Below are 16,529 nucleotides of genomic sequence, written 5' to 3'. Positions count from 1 at the left end.
ATGCCAAAAAATAAAATGCAAGTTATTTTTATGGCCGCCGAAATGGCGCCATTTGTAAAAGTAGGAGGATTGGCTGATGTGGTTGGTTCATTGCCACAGGCGTTAGTTAAGCTTTCAGTGGATGTAAAAACATTTTTACCTTTTTATGGTTTGATAAATAAAAGAAAATATAATATTAAGTTATATAAAAAGGATATTGCTCTCAAAATAAACGAACGTGAGCACAAGTTCGATTTATATAAATGTCTTTTACCTGGTTCCAAAGTACCTGTTTATTTGATTAAAAATAGGATTTTTGATGCCAAACAAGTTTATATTGATAGCAAGCAAAGTGCCAAGAAAAAAGTGGGCGACGTAGAACGCTTTGCTTTCTTTTCTAAGGCGGTGATTGAAACTATAAAAGTCATGAAATGGAAACCGGATATTATCCATGCTCATGATTGGCATACGGCCTTGGCCCCGACTTTTATAGATGAGTATTCTTTGAGTGACAAAGACTTTGAAAATATAAAAAGTATCCTGACTATTCACAATCTAGCTCATCAGGGTATTACCGGTTTTGATATATTGGATTACGCTGGTTTAAATGCCCACTTAACTCCGGCTTTGATGGAGGATTATTTGGATAAAGATGGCCAAAAAATTGACTCAATGAAAGTGGGTATTTTATCGGCTGATTATATAAGTACTGTCAGTCCTACCTATGCTAAAGAAATTCTTTCTAAAGAATATGGTGAAGGTCTTGAAGAATACCTCGGCCGGCGTCAAAAACACCTTTTTGGTATATTAAATGGGATTGATACCAAATTGTTTGATCCTAGTCGTGACAAAAATTTGAAGAAGAAATACAATCTGCAAAATTTTGTTTCAGCCAAGCAAATAAATAAAAAGGATTTGCAAAAGAAGCTAAAATTACCAATTAAGGATACACCAGTTTTGGGATTGGTGTCTCGTTTGGTTAGCCAAAAAGGCATTGATATTTTGGTGCCAGCTTTGGAAAAAAATCTAAAAAAATACGACTTCCAAGTAGTAGTGCTTGGCACTGGTCATCCCAAAATAGAAAACGCTTTTAAAAAACTGGCCAAAAAATATCCGGAAAAAGTAAGTAGTAATATTAGTTTTTCACTCCCCTTGGCTCAAAAGATATATGCCGGTTCAGATTTTTTCTTAATGCCGTCTCGTTTTGAGCCTTGCGGTTTGGGGCAGATGATAGCTATGAGATATGGTACCGTGCCTATTGTCAGGGCTACGGGCGGTCTCAAAGACACTGTGATAAATAATAAGTCAGGTATTGTTTTTAAAAAATATAATCCAACAGAAGCTGCCAAAGCTATAGAAATTTCTTTGCGTATTTGGCAGAATCAGGCTAAAATGAAAAAGATGATAACTTATGGCATGAAACAAGATTTTTCTTGGGACATGTCAGCCAAAAAATATCTAAGCCTTTATAAAAAGTTAAAATAATATTTCAATAAATTCAATATAATTATGTCAAAAATGACCAAACCAGAAATAAGGAAAGACTATATCCAAGAAAAGTATGTAATTATTGCTCCCAAGCGTGGTAAAAGACCACATGATACTGTCCGTCCAGGTGAACACAAGAAAAAATTGGAAGCAAGTTGTATTTTTTGTCCGTCAAATCTAAAGGATGTAAAGAGCTTATATCGCAAAGGCGGAAAAGAGGATTGGGCTATAAATATTATAAAAAATATTTATCCAGCAGTCTCTACAGACAACCCCAAAGCTTACGGTCATCAGGAAGTAGTGATAGAAACATCTGATCATACTCTAGAGTTGGAGGATTTATCAGTAAGTCAGATAGCGGATCTTTTGGAAGCTTATGCGGCTAGGACCAAAGCCATTTCCAAAGATAAAAAAATAGAATATATTTTGATTTTTAAAAATAATGGTGGCGTGGCTGGGGCTAGTTTGCAGCACTCTCATAGCCAGATATTTGCTACTCAGTTTTTACCACCACATATTTTTGATAAAAGTCAGCGTCAGCAGGCTTATAAACTTCAGCACGGACACTGCGTATACTGTGATGTAATACATAAAGAATCAAAAGGGCCGCGGCTTATTTATAGAGATAAAAATGTAGTAGCCTTTACCCCGTATGCCTCCATGTTCAATTATGAAGTTTGGATTATGCCTCTGGCTCATCGGGACAATATCACAGAGCTTACAAAGGATGAGAGAAATTCATTTGCCAAAATCCTAAAACATATTTTAATAAAAATTGGTCAGCTTGATTTGCCTTATAATTTTTATTTTCATCAGGTCATCAATGACAATGACCAACATCTTTATATGAAAATAGTACCGCGCGGTTCAGTCTGGGCCGGAGTGGAGATTGGATCTGGACTTATCATCAATCCAATAGATCCTGATGACGCTGCTGAGTTTTATAGAAAAGATTTGAAATAGTAGTATAACCTTTTAAGGGAAAGAGGTCCCTAAAAAACAAAGTGGGGCAAGAGTATTATTTCTTGTCCCATTTTTCATTTTTTTTGTATTTTTATGTATATTTTATTTTTGCTTTTTTTAAGGCCATTAGTAGTGATTTTTGAGTATTTTTTTTACCGCCGAGGGAAAAGAAAAATTTGATATTTTTGTATCTCGGGTCATTGTGTTGCACTCTAAACATAGGGTAACCAAATTGGCGATAATACAATCCTTTTTCTTTGATACTTTTTACTTGCTCTATTGCCAGTATATTTTGTTTTTTAATTTCGTAGGTTTTAAAAGGAATGATAATTTTTATTTTATCTTCTAAAATTTCAATTTTTCCAAAAAGGTATCCCATATTTATCCAAAAAAACCAGAATGGCCCAATGCGCCAAGCGGCTCTTTTTTTAAATAGTGTCATCAATATGTAGTTAATATTAAAATTACTTTTTTATTTTACTTTTCCGAATTTCCTTTTGCCGGCCTGAATTATATCTCCGGATTTTATGGTAATATCGTTTTTCCAGGAAATTATTTTTTGGTCATTTAGTTTCAAGCCACCACCATCTATCAGGCGCCTGGCATCGCTTTTGGAATTGGTTAGTTTCATTTGCAGTAGCAAATCAGCCGGATTGATTTTGCTGGCGCTTATAGCAAACTCTTCTATATCGCTTGGCTTTTCTTTTTTGCTAAAAATTTTAATAAATTCCTGACTGGCTTTTTCCGCTTCTGAGCTGGAATGATAAAAGGCGACAATTTCTTTGGCCAATTGTATTTTATAGTCGCGGGGATTTTTCCCCTCAGTCAATTCTTTTTGGTATTTATCAATAGTAGCCATTGGCAGGCGAGTGGATAGCGTAAAATATTGAATAATTAAATCATCACGCAAAGACATGATTTTGCCGTACATATCTTTGGCATTGTCCAAGAGGTTTATGGTATTGCCCCAGCTGGAGCTCATTTTGCGACCGTCCAAACCAGCGATTAGGGGATTGGTGATGATATCTTGGGGAATTTGTTGGTAGTGTCTTTGCAATTCTCTACCAGCCAAAAGATTGAATCTTTGGTCAGTGCCGCCTATTTCCACATCAGCTTTAATAGCTACCGAATCATAGCCCTGCATTAGAGGATAAAGAAGTTCGCGCAAAGAAATGCGTTTGCCGGCTTTTAATCTTTTGGCAATGTTTTCTCGGGAGATGAATTCATTGAGAGAAAAGATGTCAGCTTGCTGACCGATATTGTGGTAGTTTAATTTTTTCAGCCACTGGCTGTTGTAGCGGATTTCGCATTTTTTGATGTCTAGTATTTTTTTTACTTGATTGACATAATTTTTCATATTTTGCTGGATGGTTTTTTCGTCCAGCATTGGTCTTTCGCTTTCTTTATCGGAGGTATCACCAATGACACCAGTGAAGTCACCAATAATAAAAACTATTTTATGCCCCAGTTCTTGGAAATCTCTTAGTTTGAGTAATGGTATAGCGCGGCCAAGATGCAAATTTGGGCTAGTGGGATCAATACCAAGTTTAACGCGGAGCATTTTGCCCGACCTTAATTTTTTTTCTAAATTGTTTTTATCAATCACTTCCTCAACCCCACGGGTCAATAGCTCTTGAATTTTTTCTGTATCTGTATTAATCTTAGACATACTTTTACTCTCATTTTTAATACTTTCACCCAGCACCTTTTTTGATTTATTATATACTTTATACGAGTATTAAACTCTAAAAAGGTGTGGGGTTTGTATTCAAATTATAGCTTATTTTTGCTATAATTGAAATACTATGTCCCGTTAGAAATAAAGTCAAACAATATATGGTCTAGTCTAGTAGATAAAAAATGGTATACTGGTCTTAGTAATGATATTAATGCTAGAATAAAGAAGAATAGCTCTGGTCAAGTGTTATTTATAAAATCAGGAATGGGTAAAAAATATATAAAAAATAGATTAAAAAATTATTTAAATTTCTAACGGGATATGCCAATACCACATTTTCAGTCAAATTTCACCAAAAAAAAGATTGGTGACAATATCCCTCAGTTTGCTCACAAGCCTATAACTGATGGTATAAAAGCCAAAAAAAAGGTTTTTTCTGGGCGTTTTTTGTATAAAAAGGGTTCTGGTCCTAAAAAATCTAATGGCTCAGGCTGGATTAGGAAGCTATTTAAGAGGTTTTGGCCTCATATACTGGGTCTGATTTTCCTAGGAGGCATTGTATTTATTGGAATGGTGGCTTGGTACTCACGAGATTTACCAGAACCGGGCAAGCTACTTGATCGTTCGGTAGCACTGTCAACTAAAATATATGACAGGACCGGCGAGGTTTTACTTTATGAAGTACATGGCGCTGAAAATAGAACTCAGGTATCTATTACTGAGATTCCAGACTATGTCAAAAATGCCACCATTGCCATGGAGGACAAAAATTTTTATGACCACCAAGGTATTTCTGTTTGGGGCATTATACGAGGACAAATTGTCCCTCGCTTACAAGGCAGACGTTCTCAGGGAGGATCTACTCTCACCCAACAGTTTGTCAAAAATGCCATCCTAACGGACGAAAGAAAAATATCCAGAAAAATAAAAGAATGGATTTTGTCATATAGACTTGAACAAAAATTCAGCAAAGACCAAATATTAGAATTTTATTTTAATGAAATACCCTATGGCGGCGCAGTTTATGGAGTAGAAGCCGCTTCACAATATTATTTTGATAAACATGTTCAAGAGTTGACTTTGGCTGAGGCGGCAATACTAGCAGCTTTACCACAAGCGCCAACTCTTTATTCACCCTATGGAAATAATCGTGATTTATTGACTGGTCGTCAGCAATATATTTTGGATTTGATGGTCGATCAGGGTTACATTACAAAAGATGAGGCTGAGGCTGCCAAAAACCAGGGATTAGTATTTAAGAAAAGAGCTGAGCAAATAAAAGCACCACATTTTGTGATGTATGTGCGTGAACTTTTGGAACAAAAATATGGAGCCTCTTTGGTGCAACAAAGCGGCTGGGAGATAAAGACTTCACTTGATTGGTCAGCCCAACAAAAAGCGGAGGCAGCTATAAATGAAATTGCTCCTAGAAACAGCGAAAATTATAATGCTTCCAATGCGGCCTTAGTTTCTCTTGATACAGAGAGTGCTCAAATATTGGCTATGGTAGGCTCCAAAAACTATTTTGATGATGAGATAGATGGTCAGGTAAATGTGGTCGTTTCAGATAGACAGCCTGGTAGTTCGCTCAAACCTTTAGTTTATCTAAAAGCTTTTGAAAAGGGGTATAGGCCTGATACTATACTTTATGATGTTTTGACCAATTTTGCCTCTTCAGGGGACAAATATGAACCGCGTAACTATGATCAGGTACAACATGGCCCGGTAAGTATCAAACAAGCCTTGGCGGGGTCTCTTAATATCCCGGCAGTAAAGGCTTTATATTTAGCCGGGGTCAGAAATGTAACAGATTTAGCAGCTGATTTTGGCTATACTACTTTGACCGATCCTGATCGTTATGGTTTATCTTTGGTGTTGGGAGGAGCTGAAGTAAAACTACTGGAGCATACCAATGGTTATGCCACTTTTGCCAGAGAAGGAGTTTATAAAAATACCATAGCAGTTTTGGAAATAAAAGATTCCAAGGGCAAGATTATAGAAGAAAACGGAGAAGAAAAAGGACGCAGGGTGATTGATAAAGAATATGTCAGAATGCTCAATGATATTTTATCTGATAATGCTGCTAGAGCTTATGTATTTGGTGAGAGTAATTATCTGACTTTGCCTGATAGATCAGTGGCCGCTAAGACTGGTACTACCAATGATTATCGTGATGCTTGGACTATTGGATTTACTCCTCAGATTGCCACGGGTGTTTGGGTGGGCAACAATAATAATACTGAGATGAAACAGGGAGCCAGCGGTTCGGTGGTAGCTGCGCCAATTTGGAACAAATTTATGCGTGAAGTCACAGCTGGTATGGAGGTAAAAGATTTTAAAAAACAAGAACTTAATAGCTGCTCCAAACCAATGGTCTGCGGTAAGCTGTCTGGGGCAGAACCAGTAGAGATTGATAACATGAGTGGTAAATTAGCCACTGAATATACGCCATATACCACCAGAGAAAAAAAGAATTTTTTAGAAACTCATAGTATTTTATATTATGTAAATATAAATGATCCCTTGGGCGACCCGCTTGACGATCCAAACAACGAGCCTCAGTTCAATCTATGGGAGGGTCCTATTCTGGCTTGGGCAGAAGAGCAGGGCTTTGAGTCAGAAAGAGCCCCTACAGTATATGATGATATTCATAGGCCAGAGCTTAGACCGTCAATTTCTTGGGTTAGCCCAAGCCAAAATCAAAATATCAATGAGGCTGTATTTAATATGCAGGTAGATGCTGATGCACCTCGTGGCATCTCCAGAGTTGAATTTTTCTTGGATGACAATCTAGTCGGCAAAGTTTATGATTCCCCATATAATCTTAATTATCAAGTTAATCCTTTTGTTAGCAACGGACAGCATGCTCTAAAAGCCATTGCTTTTGATGATCTGGATAATTTCAAAGAAACTTCTATGAATATAGACATCAATCTGGATGCCGCTGATAGACAATTTAATTTAGTTTGGATTTCACCAGCTAATGGGGCTAATCTCAAACTATCTAATGCTCCCTATACTTTGGAATTAAATATTGATCAACCAACTCAAGTAAAGAAAATAGATTTTTATTATCTTGATCCGGAAAATCAATCTCATTGGTTTACCTATATTGAAAATCCTTATCAAAATAATTTGTCAGTTGTTTGGGATAAAGATCTTGGTCCAGGAATATACAAATTGTTTATGGTGGTCAAAGATCTTTCAGACAGATTGATTACCACGCCTGGTATAATAGTTAATCTGGAAGAATAATACCTATGGCCAAGCGTGTTATAATTTTTGGTAAATTTGATATATTACATCCTGGGCATATGGAACTCATCAGGTCTGCTAGGAAATTAGGGCAGGTGACAGTAGTATTAGAATCAGACCAAGCTATTGGCAAGTTTAGAAATTATTTACCCTACAACAAAGAAAGTTTGCGAAAAAATCAACTACAAAAGTTGGGTCTTGAAGTATATCTTAGAAACAAGCAAAACGCTGGAGAAATTTTAACTGATTTAAAACCGGATATTTTAGTTTTTGGTCAGGATCAGTTGATGCTCCATAAAATTTTTTCGGATTTTAAAAATAAAAAAATTATTCCCCTGGTCAGCCCAGAGATTTTTAAAAGTTCAAAATTAAGATCAGTTTTGGAAGATAGAAATACTGGTATTTATCTGGTTGATAAAAAGAAAGGCGTCAATTCTTTTAATGTGGTGACTATTTTTAGAAAAATTTTAAATATAAAAAAAGTTGGATTTTCCGGCACGCTTGATCCTCTTGCCTCTGGTCTTTTGATAGTAGCTACTGGCTCTGCTACTAGATTGCTTGATTGGTTTCATTTTTGGCCAAAAATATATATAGCTGATATTTTATTTGGTCAGACATCAGATACATTTGATTTGGAGGGTAAAATAACACAAAATAAAAAAGCTAAACCTTTTTCCCAAAATGAATTGGAAAAAGTATTACAAAAATTCGTCGGCAGACAAATTCAGTTAGCCCCTATCTATAGTGCCAAAAAAATAGGCGGACAAAAATTACACAAGCTAGCTAGACAAGGCAAGGAAGTAGCTAGACCCGCCAAGGAGATAGAAATTTATAACTTGAAAATAAAAAGTTTTAGATATCCAAATTTGAAGCTGGAAGTAAGCTGCTCAGTGGGTACTTATATCCGTAGTCTAGCTGATGATTTGGGCCAAGCTATGAAGACAGGCGCTCTTTTAGCGGATCTCAGAAGAGATAAAATAGGTGATTTTTCAGTGGACCAGGCTATTGTTTTTGACCAAATAGATAAGCCAACATTAGCCAAAAAACGTATAGAACCGCCGTATGTAATAGACAGCTTAAATAGATATTTCTTAGACTTGACGGACTAGTATTTTTATGATAATATCTTACAAGTCTTAACTTAAGAAGATAAATATTTATGCCCTTTAGAAATACTAGTATTTCTCTACGGATGGGGCAACAATAAAGACAATTAATTTCTAACGGGCTATGCCAAATCGTAAAGCACAGGAAAAACACTTGAAACAGACCAAGAAGCGCACTGAGCGTAATTCTTTGGTTAAAAGAAGTATCAAAGAAATTATCAAGAGCGGACAAAAGGCAGTTGCCGCCGGTGAAATTGATAAAAAAGCTGGTGAGCTTACTCACAAGCTGCAGAAAACAGTTGATAAGGCCGTCAGAGCTGGCATCTTGAAAGCTAACACAGCTGACCGTAAAAAAGTAAGATTTGCCAAGATGATCAAAAAGTCTGGAGCAAAACCAACTCCCGCTGTTAGCCAAAAAAACGAAGAAAAAAAATAATTTTGCTTTTTAAAACAAGCTCTAATCCACTTGTGTGTTGCCCGGATTATAGCTTGTTTTTTATTTACCAAAGTTATATATTTTTATAGTAGGCTATATATAAATTATAATTTATAAACCCCGTTAGAAATTTACAAAATTTTTTGGGGACAAAATAAATAATATAGTTATGAAAAATAATAGAATTTCTAAGGGGGCAGGAGCCAATGATTTGATAAAAGAACTAAAAAAATATTCTTCACTTGAACGGCAAAAAACCAATCAATGGTTTTTTAAAACCGGCCAAGGGCAATATGGTGAGGGTGATAAATTTATAGGTATCACAGTACCAAATACTAGGTTAGTAGCTAGGCAATTTTTGGATTTGAGTTTTATAGAGCTTGCCAAGCTTATCAAATCTCCTATTCACGAGATAAGACTCGTAGCTATTTTGATTTTGGTTGAAAAAAGCAAACAAGCTAGGAGATTCAAAGACAGTAAAAGTCAAAAAAAGATTTTAGATTTTTATCTTCAGTATAGCCATTATGTAAATAATTGGGACTTAGTTGATTTGTCGGTCCACTATATTTTGGGTCAGGCAATATTAGATGGTTTAGAGTCAAAACAAATATTGTACAAATACGCCAAAAGTGAAAATCTTTGGCAGCGTCGGATGTCTATAGTTTCTACCTGGATATTTATCAGAGAAGGTAAACTTGATGATTGTTTTAGATTATCAAAAATACTTTTGAAAGATAAAGAAGATTTGATGTACAAGGCGGTCGGCTGGATGCTCAGAGAGTCCTGGAAAAAAGATAGCGTCAGAGTAGAAAAATTTTTGCAAGTTAATTATAAAAATTTACCACGCACTACGCTACGTTATGCCATAGAGAAAATGCAAGAGAGTAAACGCAAAAAATTTTTACGAGGCGATTTTATATAAATATCATCCACTACGCCTAAAGCTTCTCAGGGTGCTAAATTTTGTAAGCGCCTACTATGTTCAGGCACAACAAAATTGGCAAAAGAAAGAGCCGCCGGAGAAGACTCTTTCGTCTCTAAGTCCGGGCAATGTATACAAGGACTAGAGCTCTCAAGGCTCGGGCTTTTGGCATTTCGTTTGCCACTACTTTGCTACTTCGCAATAGTCACCCCGATCTCCGGCGGCGGCCTGACCTATGTGCGCTTGAGCACGTGGACTAGTTTGGCCAGCAGCCAGTCCTAGGTATTTTTAGCTTAGCAAAATATAATAAAAAAATCCAGCCTATTGGCTAGATTTTATAGTTCATTTATCATTTTGGCAAAAAGTATTTTTTCTTGATTTTGGCTACTTTTGAATTTTTCATCCAGATATAAAAGTTTTTGATATATTAGCTTTAGTTGAGCCATATCATATAGCTTGCTTTGGGCTAAGGTCTTATTAGCTACTAGTGGGTGAATTTTTAGGGTACTGGATAGATGTCCAGGAGATATTATTTTATCTTCTAGAGATTTTGTTTTAATAAGTATCCTAAATTGGCGGACAATCATAGTTAGAATATATTGGTGATTTACACCCTTATTTATTTTTTCTTCGATTAATTTGAGAGCCTGAGCCTTATCTTTTTGTCCCAAGGCGTCAATCAGAGAAAAAATACTCTCGTCAGTTTTGGCCTGGACAATTTCCGAGACAGCCTGGTCATTTATTTGTCCCTGACTGTAGTTGGCTAGCTTGGCTATTTCATTGGACAATTGCCAAGGATCGTTGCCTACATAGTTTATTAGTAAGTCGGTAGCTTTATCAGATATTTCTTTATCAAATTTTTTGGCTTGATTTTTAACCCAAATAATCAACTGACGATTATTTAATTCTTTGAAATCCTCACAAAATTTTATTTTTGATAATGTCTTATATAGTTTGGTCCTAGCATCAGGCTGACCACTTTGAAAAAAAATAATATAATTTTCATCGGGAGTGTTTTTTTGTTTTTTTATATAATCTATCAAAGCATCTTGCCAGCCGGATAGTTTTTTGTTGTCAAAAATATTTTTTATGATAATCAGTTTTTTATCCGCCAAAAAACCCATGATAGAGACAGAGCGAAAAAAATCCTCGTTGGTCATATTTTCACCATCAAGGTATTCTACATTTTGGCCGATTGTGTCTATTTGTTTTTTGAACTTTTCGACAATAGCCTGTATTTTCTGGTTGGCCAGGTATGAATTGTTTCCGTAGTAGAAAAAAAGCATTTATATTTTGTAATTTTCAAGTTTGCCCCAGTTTTGACCTACTTCTATGTCAACTGTGAGCGGTATAGGTAATTTGTATACATTTTCCATGGTATTTTTGACGTATTTGGCTACCTTTTTTAAGTCATTTTTGGGGACTTCAAGGACCAGTTCATCGTGTACTTGTAGGACTATTTTAGAGCTTGGACTGATTTTTGGCAAGCCCTGATGCATATTTATCATCGCTAGTTTTATCAGATCAGCCGCCGTGCCTTGGACAGGCATATTGATAGCCATACGCTCAGCCTGGGCAATGAGCATTGGCATATTTGATTTTATATCAGGCAAATAGCGGCGGCGTCCAAAGATAGTTTGGCTATAGCCATTTTGATGGGCAAAATTTTTGGTTTTTTCAATGTAGGTTTTTATATTTTTGTAAACGGAAAAATAACGTTCAATAAATTCTTTGGCTTCTGTTTGGTTGAGATCAGTTCTTTGAGCCAGTCCGCGTGAGCCTAATCCGTATAGTATACCAAAATTTACTTCTTTGGCAGTGCGTCTTATTTCTTTACTTACTTTTTCCAGAGATATTTTGTGTATTTCGGCGGCTGTACGAGCATGAATGTCTTCACCTTTTTTAAAGGAGGTCATCATTTTGGGATCTTTGGAAAAGGCAGCCACCAAACGGAGTTCAATCTGAGAATAATCAGCTGACAAAAGATTATAATTTTTGGGAGCTACAAAAGCCTGTCTTATTTTTTTGCCAAGTTCAGTACGGATAGGTATGTTTTGTAGATTTGGGTCAGATGATGATAGTCTACCAGTAGCAGTTACAGTCTGATTGAAGCTGGTATGGATTCTATTGGTTCTTTTGTTGACCAGTTCAGGTAAGGCTTTGATATAAGTTGACTGGAGTTTGGTTAGCTCACGGTAGTCTATAATAAGAGGTATCACAGGATGGGCACTTTTCATTTTGTCTAGCTCCGCAGCGGCAGTAGATAATCCGGTCTTAGTTTTTTTGATGCCTTGTTGGCTTATTTTTAATTTTTCAAATAGGATTTCTTTTAACTGCAAAGGAGAGGATATGTTAAATTCAGTCCCAGCCAGCTTATATATTTTTTGGCTTATTTTTTTTATTTCAGTATCAAACTCTTTGGCCATTTTATTTAAAAATGGACTATCTAGACTGATACCAGTTAGCTCCATGTCAGCTAAAACTGGCACTAAAGGCAACTCCATCTTTATCAACAGATCATAGTTTTCGTTGGTTTTTATAATTGGTAAAAGTTTTTGGTAAAGACGGTAGGTGATATCAGCATCTTCAGCAGCATACCAGGCTAGTTTTTGAGGGTCAATTTCGGCCATATTTATTTGGGTTTTGCCTTTTGGAGCGACATCCAAAAGGTTGGCCAATTTGAGTTTTTTGTACCCCAAATAGCTAAAAGATAGCTCTTCCAAACGTAAACCTCTATTAGGGTTGATAAGATAAGCAGCAATCAAAGTATCAAAACTAAGACCTTTGAGGTCTATACCAAGAATTTTTAAAACTTTGTGATCAAATTTTATGTTGTGTCCAATTTTTTTGATCTCTTCATTTTCCAAAATTGGGCTTATTTTTTTTATTACAAAGTCAGTAAATTTTTTACTGATAAAAGATATATAATATGCCTCTTGGGCTTGCCAAGCAAAAGAAAAGCCCAGGGCTTTTTCATTTAGCACATCCAAGCCAGTGGTTTCGGTATCAAAAGCAAAGATTTTTTGTTTTTTTATCTGAGAATAAAATTTTTCAAATTTTTCTTCATTATCTATCAGGTGATAGACACTGCCTTGTTTTTTATTTTTGACAGAGTCGCCATTGATGTCAGATTTTTGATGAGGGATTTTATTTAAGAGTGATCTAAATTCCAACTTTTGGAAAATTTTATAAACTTTTTCTGGATCAAAATCTGAGAACCTAGCTTGTTCAAGTTTCCAATCAAGGGGCACATCAGTAACAATAGTAACCAATCCCTTACTCTCATAGGCTTGATCCTTTTGTTCCCTTAATAACTTTTTAGTGCGGTCTTTAATATCCGATATTTCAAAATTTTTGTATAGATTTTCCAGCGTTCCAAATTTTTGGATAAGATCAGAAGCTCCTTTAGTACCAATTCCTTTGACGCCTGGTATATTATCAGAACTATCTCCTTGTAGTGCCTTGAGATCTATGATTTGTTCTGGCGCCAGGCCATACCTTTCTTTGACAGCCAGCTTATCATAGGTAATAGTATCACTCAGACCGCGCTTGAGAGTAAATACCTTGACCCTGTCATTGACCAATTGCAGAGCATCTAGGTCTCCGGTCACGATAGTTGTCTGGATGTCGGGATATTTTTTATATACTTCTTGGCTAATAGTACCAATGACATCATCGGCCTCATAGCCTTCTTTGGCTAGTATAGGGATATTAAAAGCTGACAGGACTTCTTTGGCTAGAGGAAATTGATTATAAAATTCATCGGCTTGTTTTATTCTTTTAGCTTTATATTCTTTGTATTGTTCGTGGCGAAAAGTTTTACCAGCCAAGTCAAAAGAAGCTATGATGTAATCGGGCTTGAGATCCTGTATTATTTTTAACAAAAGTGAGGTATAACCAAAAACAGCATTAACTACCAGACCCTCCTTGGTCTCTAGAGGGGGTATAGCATGCCAGGCCCGATGTAAAAGGGCGTTGCTATCTATGACCACTAGTTTTTCTTGTTTTTTGCTCATTTTGTAGTGATTTTGCTTTTCTTAATGATAGCATTTTTAAGGTCTAAAACCAAGCTTTTTAAAGGTTGACTTTCTCCTTATTTATTGTATAATACTTGTGTTTTAAGCGGGCGTAGTTCAGTTGGCTAGAACATTTCCTTGCCAAGGAAAAGGTCGCCGGTTCGAGCCCGGTCGCCCGCTCCAGACTTTAATATTACAGGCCGGCGTGGTGGAATTGGTAGACACGCAGGACTTAAAATCCTGTGCCCATTGGGCGTATCGGTTCGAGTCCGATCGCCGGTACCATAGGATTAAAAAAACAGCTTTTGTAAGCTGCTTTTTTGTAAACAAAAAATGAGATAAATTATCTCACATTTGTCTCTCGGCAAGCTTTGGACACTCAACTTTTAAATCATGGTCGGAGACCACGAGCGAGCGTAGCGAGTCGAGTGGAGGCCACGGGCGGAATCGAACCGCCGAATAAAGGTTTTGCAGACCTCTGCCTTACCACTTGGCTACGTGGCCACGGATGTCTAATTTAGCAAAAAATTATATTTTAGGCAAGCCTTACTTTCTTTAGCTCTTTTAGGCACAAGGGGTGTATTTTTTTATTAGCGGCTAGGATTGTTTTGGATTCTTTATTCCAAGTTTTATTTTTCCAATCAGTGACTTTGCCACCAGCCTCTTTGATAATAATTGTCCCGGCGGATATATCCCAAATTTTAGCCCCACTAATCATATGTGCTTGAGTGTCACCCGCTGCCAACATAGCTAGCTCCAAACTTGTACAGCCAAAATGTCGGCAGTGATGGGATATATCATGGAAGTGTCTATATAGACGATAAGCTTTTTCTGTGTTTGTTTTTCCTGAGCCGTGGCAATAGGTGATAATAGATTTTTTCAAGTCTGTTTTGGCGGAAACTTTTAGCTTTTGGCCATTTTTATAAGACCCATTATTTTCAGTAGCCCAGTACATTTCATCAAGTATTGGATTATATATCACGCCCATGACAACCTTATTTTTATAAAGAAGGGCAATAGTTACAGCAAACAGGGTGTGATGAATGGTAAAATTGGTAGTGCCATCAAGTGGATCTATTATCCAGGTATAGGGGCTATCTTTATCAGTCTGACCGCTTTCTTCGGACAACACTCCATAGTCTGGGAAATTTTTACGGAGCTTGTTCAAAATTATTTTATTGGCCTCTTTGTCGTAGCGAGTGACTCTTTCATTGCCGGTTTTATAATCTATTTTTTGGTCAAAATTAAAAAATTCTTTTTTAAGAAATTTTCCGGCAGACTTCGCTGCTTGCTTGGCAATTTTTAATTCTTTTTTATACATATTTTATTTATATATAAATTATAGCATTTTTAATCAAATAAAAAAACATCCCTGCACCGTTACGATGCAGGGCTGTTTTTTTATTTATTTAACTATTTTGTCAGTAATAAAGTCTATTACTTTTTGGTTGGTCATCATATTGGCCAAGTATTGACGGTAGTTTGTGGCTTCTATGTTTTTGGTAGCTTCCTGATTGCCTTTGTATGTTTCTTTTTGCTTGGCAATTTCTTGGTCAATTTCTTTTTCTTCCACTTTTAGTTTTTCTTCTATTGATAGTTGGCGTAGAACTAAAGCAGCTTTTATTCTTTCCAGAGCTTGTGGTTTAAAATCTTTTTTTAGATCCTCTTGAGTTTTGTTGATAGATTTTAAGTATCCAGCCATATCCATACCTTGGCTGCGGATATTGTGCTCCAATTCATGAGACATTTTATGGATTTCATTTTCAATCAGATTTTCAGGTACATCACCAATAGTCGCTGATTTTACCAAGGCAGATATTAATTCGCCTTCTAAGCGTTGGCGTTCTTTGAGTTCCTTGTCTTGAGTAATATTTTGTTCAAGTTGCTCCTTGAGCTTAGTCAAGCTTTCAAAACCAATAGTTTTAGCAAAAGTGTCGTCTAGTTTTGGCATTTCTCTTTCATAAACCGCCACCACCTCTACTTTGAAAGTAGCTAATTTTCCAGCTAGATTTTTTTCAAAATATTTGTCTGGGAATTTTAACTCAAATTCTTTTTTATCTTTGGCTTTTAGACCAACAAGGTGATCTTCAAAGCCAGGAATCATTTTGTTTTCCCCCAAGACTACTGGGTATTTATGATTTTTACCGCCCTCAATTACTACTTTATCTATCAGGACTTCAAAATCCACTTCTACTTTGTCACCTTTTTTTGAAATTCTGTCTGCTACGGTTTCTTTGACATTCATAGTAGCTAATTGCTCCAAGGTCTTATCTATATCCTCTTGAGTGGCTTTGGCTTCTTGTCTTTTTACCTCTTCTTTTTGCCACTCGCCCAGAGTTACTTTTGGTAGCAATGAGACAATAGCTTTGTAAACTATCGGATTGTTGGGAGCCATTTTTTCAACATTGATTTGAGGCTGTCCGACAGCTTCTAGTTTTTCGCGGGTGATAGCTTTAAAGTATGAATCAGATATTACAAAATCTAAGGCCTCTTGAAGTAGCATCATTTCGCCAAATTTATTTTTGACCATTTCCAGGGGTGCTTTACCGGGACGAAAGCCTGGTAGTTTATGTTGGGCAGAAATTTTTTGGGCAGCTTTTTCCAGATGAGGCTTGATTTCTTCAACTGATACTTCGATAGTAAGCTCGACTTGGTTTTTCTCTAAGTCTTTTTTGGTAATTTGCAT

The 16,529-nt window shown here is 36.3% G+C and carries 12 protein-coding genes and 3 tRNA genes; 8 read left to right on the top strand and 7 right to left on the bottom strand.

Annotated features, from left to right (window positions below; genetic code table 11):
- Together KKH39_00820 and galT are read left to right on the top strand one after the other, a co-directional pair.
- Entirely contained in the window at positions 1 to 1,464 is a 1,464-nt protein-coding gene (locus KKH39_00820) for a glycogen synthase (protein MBU1202576.1), read from the top strand.
- 24 nt (positions 1,465 to 1,488) lie between these two features.
- A complete protein-coding gene (galT, locus tag KKH39_00815) occupies positions 1,489 to 2,430 on the top strand; it encodes a galactose-1-phosphate uridylyltransferase (protein MBU1202575.1) in 942 nt (313 codons plus the stop codon).
- A gap of 91 nt (positions 2,431 to 2,521) precedes the next feature.
- On the opposite strand, the gene KKH39_00810 is transcribed toward galT, so the two are convergent.
- Positions 2,522 to 2,872: a hypothetical protein gene (locus KKH39_00810; GenBank protein ID MBU1202574.1), complete on the bottom strand. Its 351-nt coding sequence runs from the start codon at positions 2,870 to 2,872 to the stop codon at positions 2,522 to 2,524.
- 30 nt (positions 2,873 to 2,902) lie between these two features.
- Positions 2,903 to 4,099 (bottom strand): tyrosine--tRNA ligase, encoded by a 1,197-nt coding sequence (locus tag KKH39_00805; GenBank protein MBU1202573.1) that lies wholly within the window; start codon positions 4,097 to 4,099, stop codon positions 2,903 to 2,905.
- 330 nt (positions 4,100 to 4,429) lie between these two features.
- On the opposite strand from KKH39_00805, the gene KKH39_00800 reads away from it, so the two are divergent.
- The 4 genes from KKH39_00800 (at position 4,430) to KKH39_00785 (ending at position 9,827) form a co-directional block, all read left to right on the top strand.
- On the top strand, positions 4,430 to 7,363 hold the full coding sequence (locus KKH39_00800) for a PBP1A family penicillin-binding protein (GenBank protein MBU1202572.1): 2,934 nt from the start codon (positions 4,430 to 4,432) through the stop codon (positions 7,361 to 7,363).
- A 5-nt stretch (positions 7,364 to 7,368) separates the two neighbouring features.
- Entirely contained in the window at positions 7,369 to 8,472 is a 1,104-nt protein-coding gene (gene truB, locus KKH39_00795; protein MBU1202571.1) for a tRNA pseudouridine(55) synthase TruB, read from the top strand.
- Positions 8,473 to 8,593: 121 nt separating this feature from the next.
- Positions 8,594 to 8,905 carry a 30S ribosomal protein S20 gene (rpsT, locus tag KKH39_00790; GenBank protein MBU1202570.1) on the top strand — a complete coding sequence of 104 codons (312 nt, stop codon included), beginning with the start codon at positions 8,594 to 8,596 and terminating at the stop codon, positions 8,903 to 8,905.
- 169 nt (positions 8,906 to 9,074) lie between these two features.
- Positions 9,075 to 9,827, top strand: coding sequence for a DNA alkylation repair protein (locus tag KKH39_00785; protein ID MBU1202569.1), 753 nt, complete (start codon positions 9,075 to 9,077; stop codon positions 9,825 to 9,827).
- A 335-nt stretch (positions 9,828 to 10,162) separates the two neighbouring features.
- Here KKH39_00785 and holA read toward each other — a convergent pair whose 3' ends face one another.
- Complete coding sequence (holA, locus tag KKH39_00780) at positions 10,163 to 11,113, bottom strand: DNA polymerase III subunit delta (protein ID MBU1202568.1); 951 nt, start codon at positions 11,111 to 11,113, stop codon at positions 10,163 to 10,165.
- The gene (gene polA, locus KKH39_00775; protein MBU1202567.1) at positions 11,114 to 13,843 is read right to left on the bottom strand and encodes a DNA polymerase I; all 2,730 of its coding nucleotides are present in this window, start codon (positions 13,841 to 13,843) and stop codon (positions 11,114 to 11,116) included.
- Positions 13,844 to 13,949: 106 nt separating this feature from the next.
- On the opposite strand from polA, the gene KKH39_00770 reads away from it, so the two are divergent.
- Together KKH39_00770 and KKH39_00765 are read left to right on the top strand one after the other, a co-directional pair.
- Positions 13,950 to 14,026, top strand: a tRNA-Gly gene (locus tag KKH39_00770).
- Positions 14,027 to 14,042: 16 nt separating this feature from the next.
- A tRNA-Leu gene (locus tag KKH39_00765) sits at positions 14,043 to 14,128 on the top strand.
- Between the two features lie 144 nt (positions 14,129 to 14,272).
- Here the strand turns inward: KKH39_00765 and KKH39_00760 are convergent.
- From KKH39_00760 to tig, 3 genes are all read right to left on the bottom strand, one after another.
- A tRNA-Cys gene (locus KKH39_00760) sits at positions 14,273 to 14,347 on the bottom strand.
- 31 nt (positions 14,348 to 14,378) lie between these two features.
- The gene (locus KKH39_00755; protein ID MBU1202566.1) at positions 14,379 to 15,164 is read right to left on the bottom strand and encodes an inositol monophosphatase; all 786 of its coding nucleotides are present in this window, start codon (positions 15,162 to 15,164) and stop codon (positions 14,379 to 14,381) included.
- Between the two features lie 84 nt (positions 15,165 to 15,248).
- Entirely contained in the window at positions 15,249 to 16,529 is a 1,281-nt protein-coding gene (tig, locus tag KKH39_00750) for a trigger factor (GenBank protein MBU1202565.1), read from the bottom strand.

Source organism: Patescibacteria group bacterium (genome assembly GCA_018819405.1).
In the GTDB taxonomy this organism is placed as follows: Bacteria; Patescibacteriota; Patescibacteriia; order UBA1558; family GWA2-36-10; genus XYD1-37-29.
This window is presented reverse-complemented; position numbering and strand designations above follow the sequence as displayed.